22 protein-coding genes are annotated in these 18812 nt (G+C 39.5%); 12 read left to right on the plus strand and 10 right to left on the minus strand.

Going from position 1 to position 18812, the window contains the following annotated elements:
* Nucleotides 1-86: 86 nt before the first annotated feature.
* Entirely contained in the window at nt 87-242 is a 156-nt protein-coding gene (locus JWQ54_RS28520; RefSeq protein WP_299591420.1) for a hypothetical protein, read from the minus strand.
* Nucleotides 243-319: 77 nt separating this feature from the next.
* Here JWQ54_RS28520 and JWQ54_RS28525 point away from each other — a divergent pair, with 77 nt between their 5' ends.
* The 6 genes from JWQ54_RS28525 to JWQ54_RS28550 all read left to right on the plus strand — a co-directional run bounded on the left by JWQ54_RS28525 (nt 320) and on the right by JWQ54_RS28550 (nt 6223).
* Nucleotides 320-964, plus strand: a complete 645-nt coding sequence (locus tag JWQ54_RS28525; protein ID WP_299591422.1) for a GNAT family N-acetyltransferase — start codon at nt 320-322, stop codon at nt 962-964.
* A gap of 99 nt (nt 965-1063) precedes the next feature.
* A complete protein-coding gene (gene argG, locus JWQ54_RS28530; protein ID WP_299591424.1) occupies nt 1064-2278 on the plus strand; it encodes an argininosuccinate synthase in 1215 nt (404 codons plus the stop codon).
* Nucleotides 2279-2298: 20 nt separating this feature from the next.
* A complete protein-coding gene (gene argC / locus JWQ54_RS28535) occupies nt 2299-3336 on the plus strand; it encodes an N-acetyl-gamma-glutamyl-phosphate reductase (RefSeq protein WP_299591426.1) in 1038 nt (345 codons plus the stop codon).
* Between the two features lie 89 nt (nt 3337-3425).
* Entirely contained in the window at nt 3426-4553 is a 1128-nt protein-coding gene (locus JWQ54_RS28540) for an aminotransferase class III-fold pyridoxal phosphate-dependent enzyme (RefSeq protein ID WP_299591429.1), read from the plus strand.
* A gap of 21 nt (nt 4554-4574) precedes the next feature.
* Nucleotides 4575-5525, plus strand: coding sequence for an acetylornithine carbamoyltransferase (locus tag JWQ54_RS28545; RefSeq protein WP_299591431.1), 951 nt, complete (start codon nt 4575-4577; stop codon nt 5523-5525).
* 86 nt (nt 5526-5611) lie between these two features.
* A complete protein-coding gene (locus JWQ54_RS28550) occupies nt 5612-6223 on the plus strand; it encodes an FMN-binding negative transcriptional regulator (protein ID WP_299591433.1) in 612 nt (203 codons plus the stop codon).
* Here JWQ54_RS28550 and JWQ54_RS28555 read toward each other — a convergent pair whose 3' ends face one another.
* Both JWQ54_RS28555 and JWQ54_RS28560 read right to left on the minus strand, forming a co-directional pair.
* On the minus strand, nt 6224-7474 hold the full coding sequence (locus tag JWQ54_RS28555) for a sodium:proton antiporter (protein WP_299591435.1): 1251 nt from the start codon (nt 7472-7474) through the stop codon (nt 6224-6226).
* A 61-nt stretch (nt 7475-7535) separates the two neighbouring features.
* Entirely contained in the window at nt 7536-8852 is a 1317-nt protein-coding gene (locus JWQ54_RS28560; RefSeq protein WP_299591437.1) for an NAD(P)/FAD-dependent oxidoreductase, read from the minus strand.
* 295 nt (nt 8853-9147) lie between these two features.
* Between JWQ54_RS28560 and argB the strand changes: the two genes are divergently transcribed.
* The 3 genes from argB (at nt 9148) to JWQ54_RS28575 (ending at nt 12346) form a co-directional block, all read left to right on the plus strand.
* On the plus strand, nt 9148-9993 hold the full coding sequence (gene argB / locus JWQ54_RS28565) for an acetylglutamate kinase (RefSeq protein ID WP_299591439.1): 846 nt from the start codon (nt 9148-9150) through the stop codon (nt 9991-9993).
* Nucleotides 9990-10808 carry a pyrroline-5-carboxylate reductase gene (gene proC, locus JWQ54_RS28570; RefSeq protein ID WP_299591441.1) on the plus strand — a complete coding sequence of 273 codons (819 nt, stop codon included), beginning with the start codon at nt 9990-9992 and terminating at the stop codon, nt 10806-10808. Before argB ends, proC begins: the two co-directional genes overlap by 4 nt.
* Nucleotides 10809-10969: 161 nt before the next feature.
* A complete protein-coding gene (locus tag JWQ54_RS28575; protein ID WP_299591443.1) occupies nt 10970-12346 on the plus strand; it encodes an aspartate kinase in 1377 nt (458 codons plus the stop codon).
* A 5-nt stretch (nt 12347-12351) separates the two neighbouring features.
* Here the strand turns inward: JWQ54_RS28575 and JWQ54_RS28580 are convergent, their stop codons facing one another.
* The 3 genes from JWQ54_RS28580 to gpmA form a co-directional block, all read right to left on the minus strand.
* The gene (locus JWQ54_RS28580) at nt 12352-12684 is read right to left on the minus strand and encodes a hypothetical protein (RefSeq protein WP_299591445.1); all 333 of its coding nucleotides are present in this window, start codon (nt 12682-12684) and stop codon (nt 12352-12354) included.
* A 20-nt stretch (nt 12685-12704) separates the two neighbouring features.
* Nucleotides 12705-13193, minus strand: coding sequence for an STM3941 family protein (locus JWQ54_RS28585; RefSeq protein WP_299591447.1), 489 nt, complete (start codon nt 13191-13193; stop codon nt 12705-12707).
* Nucleotides 13194-13262: 69 nt separating this feature from the next.
* On the minus strand, nt 13263-13952 hold the full coding sequence (gpmA, locus tag JWQ54_RS28590; RefSeq protein ID WP_299591449.1) for a 2,3-diphosphoglycerate-dependent phosphoglycerate mutase: 690 nt from the start codon (nt 13950-13952) through the stop codon (nt 13263-13265).
* 107 nt (nt 13953-14059) lie between these two features.
* On the opposite strand from gpmA, the gene JWQ54_RS28595 reads away from it, so the two are divergent.
* Nucleotides 14060-14638, plus strand: coding sequence for an acetate uptake transporter (locus JWQ54_RS28595; RefSeq protein ID WP_299591451.1), 579 nt, complete (start codon nt 14060-14062; stop codon nt 14636-14638).
* A 133-nt stretch (nt 14639-14771) separates the two neighbouring features.
* On the plus strand, nt 14772-15158 hold the full coding sequence (locus JWQ54_RS28600; RefSeq protein ID WP_299591453.1) for an SRPBCC domain-containing protein: 387 nt from the start codon (nt 14772-14774) through the stop codon (nt 15156-15158).
* Nucleotides 15159-15230: 72 nt separating this feature from the next.
* Here the strand turns inward: JWQ54_RS28600 and JWQ54_RS28605 are convergent, their stop codons facing one another.
* The 4 genes from JWQ54_RS28605 to JWQ54_RS28620 all read right to left on the minus strand — a co-directional run bounded on the left by JWQ54_RS28605 (nt 15231) and on the right by JWQ54_RS28620 (nt 18221).
* Complete coding sequence (locus JWQ54_RS28605) at nt 15231-16616, minus strand: DUF6089 family protein (RefSeq protein WP_299591455.1); 1386 nt, start codon at nt 16614-16616, stop codon at nt 15231-15233.
* 337 nt (nt 16617-16953) lie between these two features.
* Nucleotides 16954-17340, minus strand: a complete 387-nt coding sequence (locus JWQ54_RS28610; RefSeq protein ID WP_299591457.1) for a hypothetical protein — start codon at nt 17338-17340, stop codon at nt 16954-16956.
* Between the two features lie 100 nt (nt 17341-17440).
* On the minus strand, nt 17441-17755 hold the full coding sequence (locus tag JWQ54_RS28615) for a maleylpyruvate isomerase N-terminal domain-containing protein (RefSeq protein WP_299591459.1): 315 nt from the start codon (nt 17753-17755) through the stop codon (nt 17441-17443).
* A 40-nt stretch (nt 17756-17795) separates the two neighbouring features.
* Nucleotides 17796-18221, minus strand: coding sequence for an OsmC family protein (locus tag JWQ54_RS28620; protein WP_299591461.1), 426 nt, complete (start codon nt 18219-18221; stop codon nt 17796-17798).
* Nucleotides 18222-18302: 81 nt separating this feature from the next.
* Here JWQ54_RS28620 and JWQ54_RS28625 point away from each other — a divergent pair, with 81 nt between their 5' ends.
* Nucleotides 18303-18776, plus strand: coding sequence for a hypothetical protein (locus tag JWQ54_RS28625; protein ID WP_299591463.1), 474 nt, complete (start codon nt 18303-18305; stop codon nt 18774-18776).
* The last annotated feature ends 36 nt before the right edge of the window (nt 18777-18812 follow it).

Raw genomic sequence — 18812 nt, forward strand, 5'->3', positions numbered from 1 at the left:
TAATTCACTTTTTTCTTGCATAAATAAAAATTAATGCAATACTTTGCACAAAATTTAAAAAACAATAAAAACAACATTAAAATGAATCAACAAAGCTTAAATAAGCCAATGATCAGAGCCATATTTGCTCCGGTTGCAGCTGCTTTGGTTTCAACTGTTTTTTTATTTTCACCTTCACGACGAAGGCCGTACATGCCTCGGGTTTGATTTATTTCTCTTCCACATCCCCATTGAGGTTTCATTAAACCTCATCAAAAAAAGATCATCTAATTATTAATGCTTTAAAAAGCCAATAATTTAACGGTAATTTTCTATTTAAATGATTAAAGATTTTGATATACAGGTTGCAACCGCTCAGCATGTAGACTTTGCACCGCACATCTGCGATGAGATGGCTGAATCTGCAAAAGCCCGGGGAACGGGTATTGCCCAGCGCTCGCCCGAATACGTGGCCAATAAAATGCTGGAAGGCAAGGCGGTAATTGCTTTTCATAAAGATGGTACCTGGGCAGGCTTCTGCTACATAGAAACCTGGAGCCACGGCGATTTTGTGGCTAACTCAGGTTTAATTGTTAGTCCCCAGTTCAGAAAAGAGGGACTTGCAAAAGCCATTAAAGAAAGCATTTTTAAATTGTCGCGTTCAAAGTACCCTAATGCAAAGATCTTTGGCTTAACGACAGGTTTGGCCGTAATGAAGATCAATTCTGATTTGGGTTACGAACCTGTAACCTACTCGGAGCTTACACAGGACGAAGATTTTTGGGCAGGCTGCAAGAGCTGCGTAAACTATGATATCCTGATGAGCAAGGGCCGTAAAAACTGTATGTGCACCGCCATGCTCTTCGATCCGGCTGAAAAGCAAAAGGAATACGAAGACAAAATGAAAAAGATCACGCACAAAGCGACATTGCTTGAGCGCATCGAGAATGCCATTAAGAAACGAATTGGCGCTGATCACGATTAATTAAACAATTGTACGGGCGTATCGCATACGCCACTTGCCATTAAATAATGAATATTACAAAGACGCAAAGTATTGCGTCTCTACACAAACATACACTCCATGAAGAAAAAAGTAGTACTTGCATACAGTGGCGGATTAGATACATCCTTTTGCTGCATATATTTAACACAGGATTTGGGTTATGAAGTTCACTCGGTAATTGTAAACACGGGTGGCTTTAGCGAAGAAGAGCTTAAGGGTGTTGAAGAACGCGCCTATAAAATGGGCGTTACCTCACACCATGTGGTTGATGAAACAGAAAACTTCTATAATACCTGTGTCCGCTTTTTGATCTATGGTAATGTTTTAAAAAATAACACCTATCCTCTTTCGGTAAGTGCCGAGCGGGTTAGCCAGGCAACTGCCATAGCAAACTACGCTAAAGAAATAGGCGCCGAATTTGTTGCCCATGGCAGCACCGGTGCCGGTAACGACCAGGTACGTTTTGATATGATCTTCAATATCCTGGTTCCCGAAGTACAGATCATCACCCCAATCCGCGATTTAAAATTAAGCCGTGAGGCAGAGATCCAGTATCTGAAAGATCATGGCGTGGAGATGAACTTTGAAAAAGCAAAATACTCTATCAATAAAGGCATTTGGGGAACTTCAGTTGGCGGTAAGGAAACATTAACATCAAACCTCGGTTTGCCTGAAGAGGCGTGGCCAACTCAAGTCACTGAGTCTGAAGTCAGAAGTATTGAGTTAGTATTTGAAAAAGGGGAACTAATTGGAATCGACAGTGAAAGGTTTGATCATCCAACAAAAGCTATCCAGGCACTACAGGCTATTGCGCAACCTTATGGCATAGGCAGGGATATCCATGTAGGTGATACAATTATAGGCATAAAGGGCCGTGTAGGCTTTGAGGCGGCTGCACCAATGGTTATTATAAAGGCGCACCATACTTTAGAGAAACATGTGCTCACCAAATGGCAGCTCTCATGGAAAGATCAGTTATCATCTTTCTATGGCAACTGGCTGCATGAAGGACAGTTTCATGACCCTATCATGCGTAACATCGAGGCTTTTTTATCAGATACACAGCAGTATGTAAGCGGTAAAGTATTTGTACAGCTCCACCCGTATCGTTTCCAGGTTATAGGTATTGAGTCAGCACATGATCTGATGTCTAATAAATTCGGAAGCTACGGCGAGATGAACAATGCCTGGAGCGGCGAAGATGTTAAAGGGTTCTCAAAAATATTTGGCAACCAGGTAATGATCTATCATAAGGTTAATGCCCCCCAGCCCCCTGAAGGGGGAGTTCTTTAAACTCTTAAACAGAAAACATTATGAATTCAAAAAGCAATGATTATGCTAATCAAGCTCCCCCTTTAGGGGGCGGGGGGGGCAACGTACGCGCAGGAATTGTTGGTGGAGCAGGCTACACCGGAGGCGAAATGCTGCGGATCCTGATCAACCATCCTAATGTAGAGATCTCATTTGTGCATAGCACCAGCAATGCCGGTAACCACGTTTATGATGTGCATACCGACCTGTTTGGTGATACCGATCTTAAATTTGCCGCTGAACTGGCTTATAATATAGATGTGCTTTTTCTTTGTGTCGGACATGGCGATACTAAAAAGTTTTTGGAAGCAAACCCAATCCCTGACCACATTAAGATCATTGATCTTAGCCAGGACTTTAGATTGACTCAAAGCTCGAAGCTTAAAGCAAAAAACTTTACCTATGGATTACCGGAGTTAAACAGAGATGCTATTAAACAAGCAACCAATATTGCTAATCCCGGATGCTTTGCTACCTGTTTACAATTAGGTCTCCTCCCATTGGCATCAAAAGGTATATTAAATAGCGAGGTACATGTTACTGCTACCACAGGTTCAACCGGTGCCGGGCAAAGTCCATCGGCAACGACCCATTTTACCTGGCGTAATGATAACCTTTCAGTTTATAAAGCGTTTGAACACCAGCATTTAAATGAGATCGGTCAATCGCTAAGGCAATTACAATCGGGCTTTAACCAGCCAATAAATTTCATTCCTTATCGTGGTGATTTTACAAGAGGCATAATTGCATCTATGTATGTAGATACCGATCTGCCGGAAGCTGACGCATTAAAGCTGTATCATCAATATTATGATATGCACCCATTCACGCATGTAACCAGTCATGATATCGACTTAAAGCAAATTGTAAATACCAATAAATGCTTTATCCAGGTCAAGAAACATGGTAACAAGCTTTTGATCATTAGTATTTTGGATAATTTGCTAAAAGGTGCATCTGGTCAAGCTGTACAAAATATGAATCTGATGTTTGGGCTGGATGAAAAGGCTGGCCTTCGTTTAAAGGCGACTGGATTTTAGCCCCCTACCCCCTAAAGGGGGAATTGTGGTTGGCATTGTTATAAATTGATTATTTAACTTTTTAAAGCCCCTTTAGGGGTTTGGGGCATATGAAACTATTCGACGTTTATCCTATCAATCCAATAAATATTGTAAAAGGTGTTGGCAGCCTGGTATATGATGACAAAGGCACTGAGTATTTAGATCTTTATGGCGGTCATGCTGTTATCTCTATCGGGCATACTAATCCACATTACGTAAAACGCCTGGAAGATCAGCTGCACCAGATAGGTTTCTACTCAAACTCTATCGAGATTCCTTTGCAAAAACAACTGGCTGAGAAATTGGGTCATGTTTCAGGTAAAGAGGATTACCAATTATTTCTTTGTAACTCAGGTGCAGAAGCTAACGAAAATGCGCTAAAGCTGGCATCGTTTTATAACGGGAAAAAGAAAGTAATTGCTTTTAAAGGAGCTTTTCACGGCCGCACCTCATTAGCTGTTGCCGTTACTGATAATCCTAAAATTGTTGCTCCTGTAAACGAGACCGACAATGCTATCTTTTTGCATTGGAAAGATGAAGCAGCATTAGAACAGGCATTTGCCGAAAATGAAATCTCGTCTGTAATTATCGAAGGCATCCAGGGAGTTGGCGGCATCCAGGTAGCGCCTGAGAGTTTTTTACAAAAGATAAGGACATTATGCGATGCGAACAATGCCGTTTTTATTGCAGATTCAGTGCAATGCGGTTACGGCCGGACAGGCAAATTCTTCTCACATGATTTTGCAGGCATTAATGCCGATATTTATACCCTGGCAAAAGGTATGGGTAACGGCTTCCCCGTTGGCGGTATCATTATATCGCCAAAAATTCAGCCTGCTTATGGCATGCTGGGTACTACATTTGGTGGTAACCACCTTGCTTGTGCTGCCGGTTTAGCCGTACTTGAAGTAATGGAGCAGGATAACCTGATGCAAAATGCTGCAGAAGTTGGCGGCTACCTAATAAGTGAGCTTAAAAAGATTAAACAAGTTACCGAAGTTAGGGGCCGTGGATTAATGATTGGCATTGAGTTGCCTGCCGAACTTGCCAATGTACGCAAGGACCTGTTATTTAAGCACCATATATTTACCGGTGAGGCCAAACCAAATGTGGTAAGGCTGTTACCTGCGCTTAATTTAACTAAAGCCCACGCCGACAGATTTTTAGAGACGTTTATTACTGTACTAAATCAGTAACTATCACCATTTTACCACGCCATGAAACTATTTTCTTCCGTAAACGATGTTCCTGATATAAATGAGCTTGTTAAAGAGGCATTGCATCTTAAACAATACCCTTATGCCTACAAAGATCTGGGAGAAAACAGGACAATGGCATTGGTCTTTTTGAATCCGAGCCTTCGCACCCGCATGAGCACGCAGAAAGCTGCCCTTAACCTGGGCATGAATGTGATGGTGTTGAACATGGATAAGGAAGGCTGGGCATTAGAGCTGCGTGATAATGTAATAATGAATGGCACTACTGTTGAGCACATTCGCGAAGCGGCTGCTGTTATAGGTCAGTATGCAGATATTATTGGGGTGCGTTCATTTCCGGGGTTAAAAGACCGTGACGAAGATTATAGTGAAATGATCTTTAACAAATTCGTTGAGTTTTGTGGTGTGCCTGTTGTAAGCCTTGAATCAGCTACCCGTCACCCGCTGCAAAGCCTGGCAGATCTGGTTACTATTGAAGAATTAAAAACCTGCAGCAAACCTAAAGTGGTTTTGACCTGGGCGCCACATATAAAACCATTGCCACAAGCTGTACCCAACTCATTTGCCGAATGGATGTGCAAAGCCGATGTTGATTTTACCATAACACATCCAAAAGGATATGAACTTAGTACCAATTTTACACAAGGCGCCAAAATTACCAATAACCAGGATGAGGCTTTAACTGATGCAGATTTTATCTATGTAAAAAACTGGTCGGCCTATGAGCCTTACGGTAAGATTTTCTCCGGCAATGAAGATTGGATGCTTACCAACGAAAGGTTAAAAATCACCAATAATGCAAAAATAATGCATTGTCTGCCGGTAAGGCGTAATTTGGAGTTGTCTGATGAGATTTTAGATGGTAAAAATTCTATAGTGGTTCATGAAGCCGCAAACCGCGTTTGGGCAGCGCAAGCAGTGTTGAAGCGGATGCTGGAGACTTTAAGTTGATTGAGTTAGATTAGGTTGGATTAAGTCGATTAGGTTTAAACCACGATTATAACTCTTACAACATTTACAACCATTACAACTAAAATATGTATATCCCATCTTTTAACCAGTTCCCAAACCAGCAGGAAGCTATCAGCTTTATGCAGCGTTACAGCTTTGCAACTATAGTTACTGTTAAAGATGGTGTTCCGTCCGCTACACATTTACCTTTCCTGGTAAAAGAAACAGACGGACAGGTGGTTATCTCATCCCATTTTGCAAAGGCAAATCCACAATCCGCAGATATTATTGATAACAGGGCCTTAGTTATCTTTACCGAGCCACATGCATATATCTCACCTAAAAATTACGAAAAGGAAACTAACGTACCAACCTGGAACTATTTAGCAGTACATGCTTATGGCAATTGCATACTATTGGATGGTGAAGCAAATAAAGCAGCTTTATTGAAGGAAACCATTAAATATTACGAAGCTGATTATTTAAAACAATATGAAAGCCTTCCTGATGATTATAAACAAAGAATGATGAAGGGCATTGTCGCTTTTCAAATTATTGTGGATGACCTGCAGGCAAAAAAGAAACTGAGCCAAAATAGGACCGAAAAGGAACAGGAAAACATTATTGATGATTTAGGCAGATCGGGCAATCTAAATGAAAAGGAAATTGCCGCTTATATGTCTTCATTAAAGAAGTAGCTAATTTACTTCCTGCTTCTTCAATGATGAATTGATCAGCCTATTTAGGGTTAAACCCTGTACTACAATAGAGAATATCACTATAAAATAGCTCCCGCAAAGTATAACATGCCGGTAAGGGCTGGCCGGCAATGATAAGGCCAAAGCAATGGAAATTCCACCTCTTACCCCCGCCCAGGTTAGGATATTAATATGCTTATAATTTACATTTAATGTTTGACGAAGAAAGGTGAGCGGCAGCAAAATACTTATCCAGCGGGCTATCAGAATTAGTATTATGGCGATACCGCCGGTTAGCCAATAATTGGTAATGTAAGGCAGGTTTACCATTTGCAAGCCTATCATTACAAATAAAATAGTATTCAGCATTTCATCAATCAGCTGCCAGAATTTTTCGAGCGCTTCGTGCGACCGTTCTTTTTCATCAATATTGATCGTCCTGTTACTCATAAACAATCCTGCGGATACTACGGCTAAAGGAATAGACAAACCCAAATAGGTCGCTATAACCGAAACACTCATCACCAGCGATAATGAAACCAGTACAATGGTCTGAAAATCTGTTATCGACTTCATCAGCTTGAAAGCTATAAAGCCTAAAATTATACCCAATGCAATGCCGCCAAAAACTTCTCTTAAAAATAACAGCGCAGTTTGTGCAAAAGTCACATTATCAATACCCGAATTTATAGCTTCGAGAATGGTAATAAAAAGCACCAGGCCTACCCCATCATTAAATAATGATTCGCCCGAAATGATGGTAGCAAGATTTGCAGGCAGCTTTGAGCTTCTAATGATGGCACCTACAGCAACCGGATCTGTTGGCGAGATCAATGCGCCAAATAATAGGCAATACACAAAAGACATGTGGATATTAAACAGCATAGTACCATAATAAAATAAGGTACCAAAAGCAATTGTGGACAGAATTACGCTGAGTGTGCTTAAAACAAATACCGGCTTTAACTCTCTCTTTAGTTTTTTGGTGTTCGAATTAAATGAGCCAGCAAAAAGCAGGAAGCCCAGAATTATGTTCAAAACAGTGCCCGAAAAATTAATGTGTTTTGCTAATATAGTGAGGTAATGCGCTATAGTCGGGTCGAGCTTATCAATAATAATAGTGACTACCGAAACAATTATAGCTATGGTAATAATGCCAATTGTGCCCGGTAACTTAAAAAAACGGGCATTGATGTATGAATAAAAGGCGCTGACTATTATCAGCAGGGCAATGATTAAAAATAATCCCATTGGCAATTAATTATCTTAGTAATGTAATTGACGGAACAATGTTTTTAAAACGAACTATTTTCTATGTGGATTCCGGGTTAGTCTTTCTGGTTTCAGTATTAAATTCTCTTATTATCAGCCTGTTATCACTATTTTTAGTAAAATAATTTAAAAACCAGCTAAAAAATATAATACCCTTATTTGAAAATCCTGCCAGCGACATAATGTGTACAAATCCCCACAAAAGCCATGCAAAAAAACCCTGGAAGCGAAGCTTGCCCAAATCGGCAACGGCCTTGTTGCGGCCTATGGTAGCTAATGTACCTTTATCAACATATTTAAACGGCTCGGCAGCTTCGCCTTTAATTATATGAACCAGGTTTTTAGCCAGCCATTGGCCTTGCTGTATGGCTGCCGGCGCAACACCCGGATGCCCGAATGGTGTTTCATCGGTTATTATTGCGGCAACATCGCCTATAGCAAATATATTTTGATAGTCTTTTACCCTGTTTATCTCATCTGTTTGAATGCGGGTCCCCCTTGTTATAATATCCGGACGAATACCCTCAGGAACTTCGCCCTTTACACCTGCCGCCCACAATACATTACGGGTTTTTATAGTTTTGCCATTATCAATAGTCAAATAAAAGCCGTCATAGCTTTGCACATGTGCGCTGTTATAAATAATTACGTCGCCATCGGTTAAAAACTTTTTTGCCTTTTCTGATGCCTGGGGCGACATCGCAGCCAGCAGCCTGTCTTTACCTTCAACCAGGTAAACCCGCATATCGTATTTACTTAAACCGTGGTAATCCTTACCCAAAATTAAATGCCGCATCTCTGCCAGCGCACCAGATAATTCAACACCCGTGGGCCCTCCACCTACTACCACAAATGTCATCAACGCAAATTTCTCGCGCATGTCAGTGGTAACCAATGCGGTTTCAAGATTTTGAAGAATAAGGCTGCGCAAATTTAATGCCTCGGGAATATTCTTCATCGGCATAGCAAAATGCTCAATTTCTTTATTTCCGAAAAAATTAGTGTTTGAACCTGTGGCAATTATCAGGTAGTCGTAATGTACAGTGCCAATATCTGTAGTTATAGTGTTGCTTTCAGGATTGATCTTTTGTACGTCGGCAACATTAAAGCTAAAGTTGTTTTGTTTTGTGAAGATCCTGCGGATAGGAAACCCAATGGAATCGGCTTCTATCGAGCCAATGGCAACCTGGTAAAGTAAAGGCTGAAAGGTGTGATAATTATGTCTGTCAAGAAGCAATATGTCAACAGGTGCTTTTTTTAGTTTTTGTGCTAAGGCCAAACCACCAAATCCTCCACCTATTATCACAACTTTTGGCCTGGAACCGCTATTTTTATTCTCGGATGTAACAGTAAACATATCTACTTATAAATTTCAATTATACACAATCTTTCTTTAACCTGATATAAACTTATCACGTCGTGCCATTTATATACAATTGGCTGACTCATCAGTTTTTAAATTGCCTATCCAAACAATATAAATTTTTAAATGGGGTAAATTGTCACAACCTTATGTTAAAATAGGGTTTAACAATAAAATGAGCTTTTTTTCACCATTTATTTAAACAAATAGGCTTTTTTTTGCTATTTTTAACCGCAGGGAGGAAATAATAGAAGTTTTTTAACTTCTATTTGATAATAGCAGGTTAAATATGGGTCGAATTGGCAAAGTTTTAAGTCAGGATGATAAGGTAAAGGCAAATAACAGTCTTTATATTGTAAAAATTGGCGGAAACGTTATTGATAACTCCGAAAACCTGCATAATTTTTTGAAGGATTTTACAGCGCTTGAGGGCTTTAAAATATTGGTACATGGTGGCGGTAAAGTTGCTACGCAGCTTTCAGAAACATTAGGCATTGAGCCTAAGCTTGTTGATGGCCGCAGGATCACTGATATTGAAACGTTGCGGGTGGTAACTATGGTATACGGTGGCCTCATTAATAAAAACATTGTGGCGCAGTTACAACGGTTTGGGACCAATGCAATTGGCCTTACAGGAGCAGACGGAGATTTTATCCGGGCAAAAAAACGCCCTGTTAAAGCTATTGATTATGGTTTTGTAGGCGATATCGATGAAAACTCTATTAAGCCTAAAAACCTGCAAAGCCTGATGGAGGCCGGCTTTACCCCTGTTTTTAGTGCATTAACGCACGATGGTGAAGGCCAGCTATTAAATACCAATGCCGATACAATTGCATCAGCATTGGCTGTTGCTTTATCGGGATTATACCATACCACTCTTATTTACTGCTTTGAAAAAAAGGGTGTATTAAAAGATATTAATGACGAGGATTCGCTGATAAAGGAAATTGACCCTCAACGATATGAAGAACTAAAAACACAGCAAATAATTCACAGCGGGATGCTGCCCAAGCTGGATAATGCATTTACTGCAATAGCATGCGGGGTTAAAGCTGTAATTATAGGCCACTCAAATGATCTGGGTAAATTGAAACACAATAAACCATTTGGAACACTTTTAAGCAAAAGCAAATGAACTCACAACAACATATAGCCATATTAGGCAGTGGTAATATAGGCCTTTCTTTAGCTAAAGGATTGGTTAAGGCGGGGATCTGCAAGCCGCAGCAAATTTCCTTAACCCGCAGAAATATTGGTGCGCTTGTTCCATATGCGGAATTGGGTTACCATACAACCGATAATAACCTAAAAGCTGTAAGAAAAGCCGATTTTATAGTATTGGCCGTTTTGCCGCATCAGTTAAATAAATTACTGGATGAAATAAAGCCATCAATAAAAGCAGAAAAGCAACTGCTCATCTCTGTTGTATCAGGCGTTAGCTGTGGCGATATCCGTACTCAGCTTGACCTTAATGTGCAGGTAGTACGTGCTATGCCTAATACAGCTATTGCCATAGGGCACTCCATGACGTGTATTGCCACCGACAACAGCACACCAAAGAATATAAATTTTGTACGGTCACTTTTTGATACAGTGGGTGTAACCATACAGATAAATGAAGAATTAATGACCTCTGCCACTGCTTTATGTGCTTGCGGAATAGCTTTCTTTTTAAGGTCCATCCGTGCAGCATCACAGGGTGGTACCGAAATTGGCTTTCATGCGCATGATGCCCTGAAGATGGCAGCGCAAACGGCCAAGGGCGCAGCCGACCTGTTATTGCAGCTTGCATCGCACCCTGAGCAGGAAATTGATAAGGTAACCTCACCAAGCGGCTGTACTATTGCGGGGTTAAACGAGATGGAGCATAATGGTTTCAGTTCTGCAATGATAAAGGGAATAAAGTTATCTGCTGCAAAAGCAGGCGAACTTTATCATAAGCCGGAATAAAGCATTCCATTTTAATAACAAGCTTACCAAATAACACCAAAAAGTTTTAAACTAATCATTTCAATATCAATCATAACAACCTGTAAATCAATTTATAATATACTATTTATTGTAACGGGCATAATTTTAGTACCTGCGCTTCAAAGCGTATATTTTAAAAAATGTTAACAGTAGAAAAAATTGGCGGCACCTCCATGACCGCATTAAATGATGTAATAAACAACATCATCCTTTTTAATCGCAGCGGTAAAGAATTGTACAACCGCATTTTTGTAGTGTCTGCATTTTCAGGAGTAACCAACCTGCTGCTCGAAAATAAAAAAACAGGCGAGCCTGGTGTTTATCATAACCTGGCTAATTTCAAGGATTTTCATAAACCGTTAAAAGACCTTGTAGTAAAACTTAAGCAGATCAACAAGAGCTATCAAAGCCTCGGTTTAAATATAGCCGAAGCCGACGGGTTTATTGAAATGCGGATAAAGGAAGCACAAACTTATTTGGAGAATCTTGCAAATATCCTTACATCCGGATATGTAAGCAACGAAGGTATTTTACAGGCTGCGCGTGAAATACTGGCATCTATTGGCGAAAGTCATTCAGCGTTTAACTTCGCCAATATTTTGCAAAACATGGGTATTAACGCTACGCTGGTTGACCTGAGCGGCTTTCATGACCATCACTCCTATACTATTGACCAGCGCATTAAAAGAGAGCTGCAACATATTGATTTTGAGAATACTATATGTATAGTAACAGGTTATGCAAAAGGGACGGAAGGTATCATGCGTGAGTTTGACCGTGGGTACTCGGAAGTTACTTTTAGTAAAATAGCCGTTGCTGTTAACCCCAAGGAAGCCATCATCCATAAGGAATACCATTTATGTACCGCCGACCCTGTTTTGGTGGGTATTAATAACTGTTACCCGGTAGGCAATACCAATTATGACGTTGCCGATCAGTTGGCTGATGTAGGTATGGAAGCTATTCACCCAAAGGCATCAAAACCATTGGAAATCAACAATATAAATCTCCGGATTAAAAACACTTTTGATCCGGAACACCCCGGCACGCTGATAACAAAAGACTACATTTGCGAGCATAAACGGGTTGAAGTAATTACCGGTACCGAAAAGGTGATGATCATTGATATTTATGATCCGTCAATGGTGGGCACACCCGGCAGCGATTTGAGCATCATGCAAACCTTCTATGATCATAATATCAGCTATAACTTTAAGGCAACTAATGCCAACAGCATCTCAATAGTTATCTGGGAAAAAGATTTTAATAAAAAACTGATCCATGAGCTGGAAGAAAGCTTCGAAAAAGTAACCGTTGAAAAAGCGGCTATGGTATGTTTAATAGGCTCAAATATGGACAGGCCTGGTTTATTGGCAAAATCAGCAAATGCACTTGCCGAAAATGGTATAAACATTAAAAGTGCCGGCTTTGCATTACGTAAAGTAAACATCCAGTTTTTAATAGCACGTGAGGATTTTGATACGGCGATTATTGCGTTGAATAAGGCGATGGGGTAATTGCATCACCTTATTTTACCTTTAGATATAATGGCATATGCAATACCGCTAATAATGAGGCCAATCGGGATAATTATAACACCCGGATATATAAAATAAACTATTGTTGCTAATAAAAAGCCAAGCCCGGCCTTCAAAAGCCCTGAATAATAAGAGGGCTTTTGCTCTTCAGTTACATCAATCTTTTTTTGAATGCTCATGTTTTGAAGCACATTTTTTATTAGCTCATCAGGGATTCCCTGCTTTTCAAGGCGTGCATAAATAACTTCGTTATCTAAACCTGCCTTTCTAAGCTTCATGCCTTCCAGGTAGGCTTTTCTTTTTAGTTCTTCATCCATAACTATTCAATCATTTGCAACTAATGCCTGATGCTGTAATCGTCCAGAATTTCCAAAAAAACATTGGGATTAACATTAATTAGATCAATGTTTATATTGTACGGAGTTCTGTCTTTGGCGGCAATAATATTCTTTGCTATTAATTTTTTAATCGGGTTATGGAAATTATCCAAATAATCGTCTGGTTTATAAAGGTTTATATATAGGTATGCATTTCTTTCATAAACCTCTTTTATGTCCTCCCAATAGTATTTTATATTCTTTGTTAAATCGTAAATATAAGTTTCATTAACTATTAGGACAGGTTTGTTAGCTAATCCTAAATAAATATATTTTCTGTAATGAAGAAACCTTACAAGAGCAAGTACCAACCATAAAATATATTTGTAATGCAAAAATCCATGTTGAAAAGTAGGTGAAATAAAATCCCATGACGCCATCAATAAGGCAATAATTATCAGGGACATATTCATTACAAAGGTATTGCTGTAGCGGATTTTAAACTCCATTGAGGGGGCAGGTTTATCAAATGTAATAATATCCAGGTAATTTCAACTATCTAAGAAAATCGATAAAAATTACTCCAAATAATAATGCTTTATCCTATTCAGTCCTTCATCCAATTCATAAATTAAAGGAACTCCGGTCGGCAGATCTAATTGCGCAACTTCTTCATCAGTAAGATGATCGATATATTGTATCAGTGCACGCAAGCTATTCCCATGGGCGCATACAATTACTTTTTGATCCCTCCGCAAGGCCGGTACTATAAATTCGTTCCAGAAAGGCAATACACGAACCATAGTTTCACTCAGGTTTTCGGTTAAAGGAAGTTCACGTTCTGTAAGGTCTTTATACCTGATATCTTTGCCTGGATAACGATCATCATCCTTTGTTATGGCTGGAGGCAGCTCGTGGGGATCACGGCGCCACTTCCGTACCTGCTCAGCGCCGTATTTGGCAGTGGTTTCTTCCTTGTTTAACCCCTGCAATGCACCATAAAAACGCTCATTTAACCGCCATGATTTTTGAACCGGGATCCACAAATGATCCAGCTCTTCCAGTACAATGTGTAAAGTTTTTATTGATCTTTTTAAAAGCGAAGTGAAGCCGATATCAAAATTATAGCCTTGTTTCTTTAGTAGCTTCCCCGCCCTTTTTGCCTGGTTAAGCCCTTCTGCTGACAAGTCTACATCCGTCCACCCTGTAAAACGATTTTCTTTATTCCATACACTTTCACCGTGGCGCAACAGTACTAATTTTTGCATAGCTAAATGGTTAACTATAAAGTTACAGATCAGTTTGCATAAAAAATTGTTAAATGCATTCAGAACCATTAAATTGCACGATTAACCAACTAAAAAACCTTTAAACTATGATCCCAACAACTCCAGTTGCGGTAAAGGAAGGCATTGCCAACCCTGCCCCACTCGGTCTTTGTGCTTTCGGCATGACCACAGTTCTACTAAATCTGCACAATGCCGGTTTCTTTGAAATGAATTCGATGATACTTGCTGTAGGTATTTTTTATGGCGGCCTGGCACAGGTAATTGCCGGTATTATTGAAGCAAAAAAGAATAACACTTTTGGATTAACAGCCTTTACCTCTTATGGCTTCTTCTGGCTGTCTCTAGTAGGCTTAATTGTTATCCCAAAGTTTGGGTGGGCAGCAAAACCTTCAGAAAGTGCTATGTGCGCCTATTTGTTAATGTGGGGTCTGTTTACTTTATTCCTGTTTTTCGGCACCCTTAAACTAAACCGCGCCCTGCAGGTTGTTTTTGGCAGTTTGGTTATACTCTTCTTTTTATTGGCGGCAGAACACGGCACCGGGAATGAAAGTATAGGCAAACTGGCTGGATATGAAGGTATATTTTGCGGAGCATCTGCTGTTTATGCCGGTATGGCCAATGTATTAAATGAAGTTTATGGCAAAACGGTATTGCCGCTTGGATAAAACACGATTTAGGGATTTTAAGGATTTACAAGATTTAAATTACCGAGCTTTAATATCTTTACAAATTGAAACTAAGATTTAATATTTGAAATTCACTATCCTGAAAATCTTTTAAATCAATTAATCGTGTTAAATGAAAGACTTTAAAAAATATTACCGACTGCCCGCAACACCAGAGGAGGTTTACACCGCGTTAACCAATCCGCTTACTATTGAGTTATGGACTGGCGAAACTGCAGAAATGTCAATCGAACCCGGCTCCGAGTTTTCCATGTGGGAAGGAAGCATTTCAGGTAAAAACCTTGAGTTTGAAGAAGGTAAAAAGATAGTTCAGCAATGGTATTTCGACGGGCAGCCTGAGGAATCTATCGTAACCATTAAACTACATCCCGATAAAGGCGGAACATCTGTTGAGTTAAAGCATACAAATATTCCTGACGCTGAATATGAAGGCTTTGCCGAAGGCTGGGATAATAGCTATTTTGGCTCCCTGGCAGAGTTTTTTGAGGTAGAATATTAATTTATCAGAATGTAATAAACAACAAAAGCCGCTTGAAAGAGCGGCTTTTGTTGCTTAGAGGGTTTACTTCTATTAATATAAACTAAATTCAACCCTACGGTTTAGCTGACGGCCTTTTGCAGTTTTATTAGTTGCAATAGGGCTGGCTTTTCCGTAACCTTCTGCTGTAATTTTTGACGGATCAACACCCTGGGTTGCAAGGTATGTTTTAACAGCTTCAGCACGATTTTTTGATAATTTCAGGTTTGCTGCAACAGATCCTACATTATCAGTATATCCTGACAATTTTAAGCTGAATTTTTTTGCAACCATCAATTGAGCTAATTTGTTTAAGCTTTCATCAGAATGCTTGCGTATTGTTGCTTTACCAAAATCAAATTCCAGGTTTTTTACTGCTTCTCTAACAACTTGTCTATCTGCTTCAGTAACATAAACCTTTACATCTTTAGCAACAGGAAGCGGACAACCTGAACCATCAACCTTTGTTCCGGCTGGTGTGTTAGGACATTTGTCATAAAAATCAGGTACACCATCACCATCACTATCAGTAGTGAATTTGGCAAGATTAGCATTTGTAGTTGCCAGGTCGGCCTTTAACTGATCGTTCTGGGCTTTCTGGGCATCAATTTCACTTTGTAGTTGATTTTTTGTGTTTTGATTTTCCATCATATATTCTGTTCTCATTGATGAAACAGGATTATGTGTAGCCAATTGTGGTTTGGATTTTTTACCTAATGCAAATTCTAAACCAGCATGTGCATATGAAAATCTGTCGTTATTTGAGCCATAGTTGTATCCATCAATATTATCAGAATAAACAAAGTTCACCTGGTACCCTAAATCTATGTTTATTCCGGGGGCAACGTTAAGCTTTACTCCTAATCCTACAGGTACAAAAAATTCATGTATGTTTCCGTTATTATCTACTTTAAAATTTGTTGTTTCTCCGGTTGTCCTGGTAAATACCGGTTTATAACCCATAAATCCACCACCGGCGGTAAAATAAGGCTGGATGCCGGTTGACTTATAATGCCAGTTAATATTAGCCAGTGTAAAGTTACCACTTAAACTCGCAGCATATTGCAATTGGGTACTGTACTTGCTAAAAGGGGTTGAACCATCTGGCAAAGTCTGAGAGTTTTCACCTTGCAATTTTCCTCTAAAAAAGTCTAATTGAAGACCAAACGATGGAAGTATTTGCTTTTTAACATAGGCGCCGTATCCAAATTGTGTTTTTGGCGATGTAAAATCCTGTTTCCTGTTAGATCCGAAGATTGTATATGGCGTTAAAATGCCACCGCTTACACCTATAGACCAGGTGTTAAATGCGTTATCGCCTGAAAATGGTTTTACATAATCTGTGGAGGTTTTGGTTGTATCAATGGTTTGAGCGAATAATTGGCCACCTACCAATAGTCCCGTCAGGAGCAGGCTGGCTTTCTTTAAATTTGATTTCATGATTTTTAATTTAAGTATATGTTCTTTTTAGAACATATACCCTTTTGGCAACATTAATGCCATATAAAATATATCATGAAAACACATCAGTAACCCAGGGAGTAACTATTAATTAAATACAGGCTGTAAAGGGTTGATAAACACCGACTATAAAAATCAAACCAGGCAAATTCATTCACATAAAACAGCCTGCATACAAAAAAAGCATCTTCCCTCCTTTTATGAGCTTAAAAGTGTACACTTTGTAGTATTATTTCCTTAAGCATTTCAATCCTACCGGCAACTAAGGTTCATTAAAGTATAATAAATTTTATTATGTTAAACGGTCTCCCTTTTATCAAGCCATAACCGAGATCATATTAAACATAACCTCTGTTAGTTTTTCATCGCCCCTCATATTTGCTTCCTTAATTGCTGCTTGTTGCTTTATACCTTTGGTAAATAATTTCCAGGCTGTATCAGGCTTAATTGTAATTGCTGCGTCGGGGGTTTTACCTTCTGTATCTTTAATTAAAATCCAGTTCTCTGTGTTTCTTTGCAAATACCAGTTTCCACCTGCTTCGGTATTTATAGTAACCTCTATCAATGTACCTTCATCGGCCGCAATATTGCGGTAAGTATGTGGCAGCCCGCGCATAAATGTCTCCATGCACGGATAAATAACTCCCTGTGCATTATACCGGGTTTGTTGACCGCATCCCGAATTTGCTGCTGGTGGTGCCATTTTTCTGTATACTCCCTTGCAATATGAAACCAGTTTTCGGATTGCTCTTCCCCTGCCCAGGAAACAGCATATTTAGCAGTACCGAATGGATCAAGTGATGCTAAATAGTTAAAATATGGTTCACCGGTTTCTGCGGGCTAACCCTGTCCATAGCTTTTACCCAAACCGCATTAAGCTCGTTCAGGTAACCTACCAGGTCAGTATACGACTTGATGTTTTCGGGAGATTTGCCACTGTAATTATTAGCTGAGACTATTGCACGCATATTGGTATCCAACAAATGGGCGGCAATATCTTTAACTGTCCACAACGGCGCTATGGTAGGTTTGTTCCAGTCACCCGGCTCAAGCGAAGTAAGCAGTTCGATCAGCAAATTGTTTAAAACAGGGAATAGGTTCAGCGTTTGAATAGGCACAGCTTACTCATAGCATGTTGTAACAAATTTGTACCTGCTATCAGGCCGAGTGTACAAATACCCGCCACTTAATTTGGGCGCCTGCTTTATCTAAAGTGGCTGCTACGGAGCAATATTTATTAAGTGATAACTCTGCAGCTTTTATGGCTTTATTTTCGTCAATATTACCATATAGGTGAAATTCAATATTAATATCTTTCCATAACGATGGTTCTTTCCCAGCCTCCCGCTCACCATTAACAATCATTTTGTAATTCTTAATTTCCTGGCGCTGTTTCTTTAATATGGCAATAACATCAATGGCTGAACAACCTGCAAGCCCCATAAGCAGCATTTGCATGGGGCGTACGCCAAAATCCCAGCCACCGCTTTCAGGGCTGCTATCCATCCTTACAACATGTCCATTTTCATCTTTGGCCTCGAAGCCGAAATCGCCTTTTACGCGAGAAAGTTCTATTTTAGGCATATACTTTTTTGTAACAATGAAGCTAAGGTAATACTTTACCGGGATGAAAGTTTAACTTGGATGTAATATTAACATCGTATTATGAGGTGTATCTTTTTTGTCATTTTAATATTATCAGCATTGCAAGGCTTCAGCCAAAAAAGCCTGATCTCATACGATGATATTAAATACCTGCTAAACAATAATATACACCAGGCTGATACTTTTTTGATAGCCAAAGGATATATCATCGCTAAAAAGGATAATGATACAAAAAACAGGAAATATGCCTTAACGCTGCCAGGGGGCACTCACAATAATATTTCTCTCCGGGCAGATGGAAGACGCCTGTTTATTGAAATTGAAACAAATGAGCTAAATCAATACAACCTCATCCGCGAATCTATTTCTCAATATTTGATAAAAGACGGTATGGCTGCTGATGTTCAGACGTACACGGTAAAAGAACTGGGCAACATTTACATCACTATAAATGATACTATGCCTTATGACCCCATGAGGAAGGATTATGATATCCAGGTTGTTGGTGATAAGCATATTACGGCATATAATTAGTTGGGAGAGGTTGTAAGGGTTTTAGAAGTTGTAATA

The organism is Mucilaginibacter sp. (assembly GCF_028288225.1).
GTDB lineage: Bacteria > Bacteroidota > Bacteroidia > Sphingobacteriales > Sphingobacteriaceae > Mucilaginibacter.

Coding starts and splice junctions, on each gene's coding strand:
- JWQ54_RS28520 (WP_299591420.1), bottom strand. CDS start 242: ATGAAACCTCAATGGGGATGTGGAAGAGAAATAAATCAAACCCGAGGC.
- JWQ54_RS28525 (WP_299591422.1), top strand. CDS start 320: ATGATTAAAGATTTTGATATACAGGTTGCAACCGCTCAGCATGTAGAC.
- argG (WP_299591424.1), top strand. CDS start 1,064: ATGAAGAAAAAAGTAGTACTTGCATACAGTGGCGGATTAGATACATCC.
- argC (WP_299591426.1), top strand. CDS start 2,299: ATGAATTCAAAAAGCAATGATTATGCTAATCAAGCTCCCCCTTTAGGG.
- JWQ54_RS28540 (WP_299591429.1), top strand. CDS start 3,426: ATGAAACTATTCGACGTTTATCCTATCAATCCAATAAATATTGTAAAA.
- JWQ54_RS28545 (WP_299591431.1), top strand. CDS start 4,575: ATGAAACTATTTTCTTCCGTAAACGATGTTCCTGATATAAATGAGCTT.
- JWQ54_RS28550 (WP_299591433.1), top strand. CDS start 5,612: ATGTATATCCCATCTTTTAACCAGTTCCCAAACCAGCAGGAAGCTATC.
- JWQ54_RS28555 (WP_299591435.1), bottom strand. CDS start 7,474: ATGGGATTATTTTTAATCATTGCCCTGCTGATAATAGTCAGCGCCTTT.
- JWQ54_RS28560 (WP_299591437.1), bottom strand. CDS start 8,852: ATGTTTACTGTTACATCCGAGAATAAAAATAGCGGTTCCAGGCCAAAA.
- argB (WP_299591439.1), top strand. CDS start 9,148: ATGGGTCGAATTGGCAAAGTTTTAAGTCAGGATGATAAGGTAAAGGCA.
- proC (WP_299591441.1), top strand. CDS start 9,990: ATGAACTCACAACAACATATAGCCATATTAGGCAGTGGTAATATAGGC.
- JWQ54_RS28575 (WP_299591443.1), top strand. CDS start 10,970: ATGTTAACAGTAGAAAAAATTGGCGGCACCTCCATGACCGCATTAAAT.
- JWQ54_RS28580 (WP_299591445.1), bottom strand. CDS start 12,684: ATGGATGAAGAACTAAAAAGAAAAGCCTACCTGGAAGGCATGAAGCTT.
- JWQ54_RS28585 (WP_299591447.1), bottom strand. CDS start 13,193: ATGGAGTTTAAAATCCGCTACAGCAATACCTTTGTAATGAATATGTCC.
- gpmA (WP_299591449.1), bottom strand. CDS start 13,952: ATGCAAAAATTAGTACTGTTGCGCCACGGTGAAAGTGTATGGAATAAA.
- JWQ54_RS28595 (WP_299591451.1), top strand. CDS start 14,060: ATGATCCCAACAACTCCAGTTGCGGTAAAGGAAGGCATTGCCAACCCT.
- JWQ54_RS28600 (WP_299591453.1), top strand. CDS start 14,772: ATGAAAGACTTTAAAAAATATTACCGACTGCCCGCAACACCAGAGGAG.
- JWQ54_RS28605 (WP_299591455.1), bottom strand. CDS start 16,616: ATGAAATCAAATTTAAAGAAAGCCAGCCTGCTCCTGACGGGACTATTG.
- JWQ54_RS28610 (WP_299591457.1), bottom strand. CDS start 17,340: ATGGCACCACCAGCAGCAAATTCGGGATGCGGTCAACAAACCCGGTAT.
- JWQ54_RS28620 (WP_299591461.1), bottom strand. CDS start 18,221: ATGCCTAAAATAGAACTTTCTCGCGTAAAAGGCGATTTCGGCTTCGAG.
- JWQ54_RS28625 (WP_299591463.1), top strand. CDS start 18,303: ATGAGGTGTATCTTTTTTGTCATTTTAATATTATCAGCATTGCAAGGC.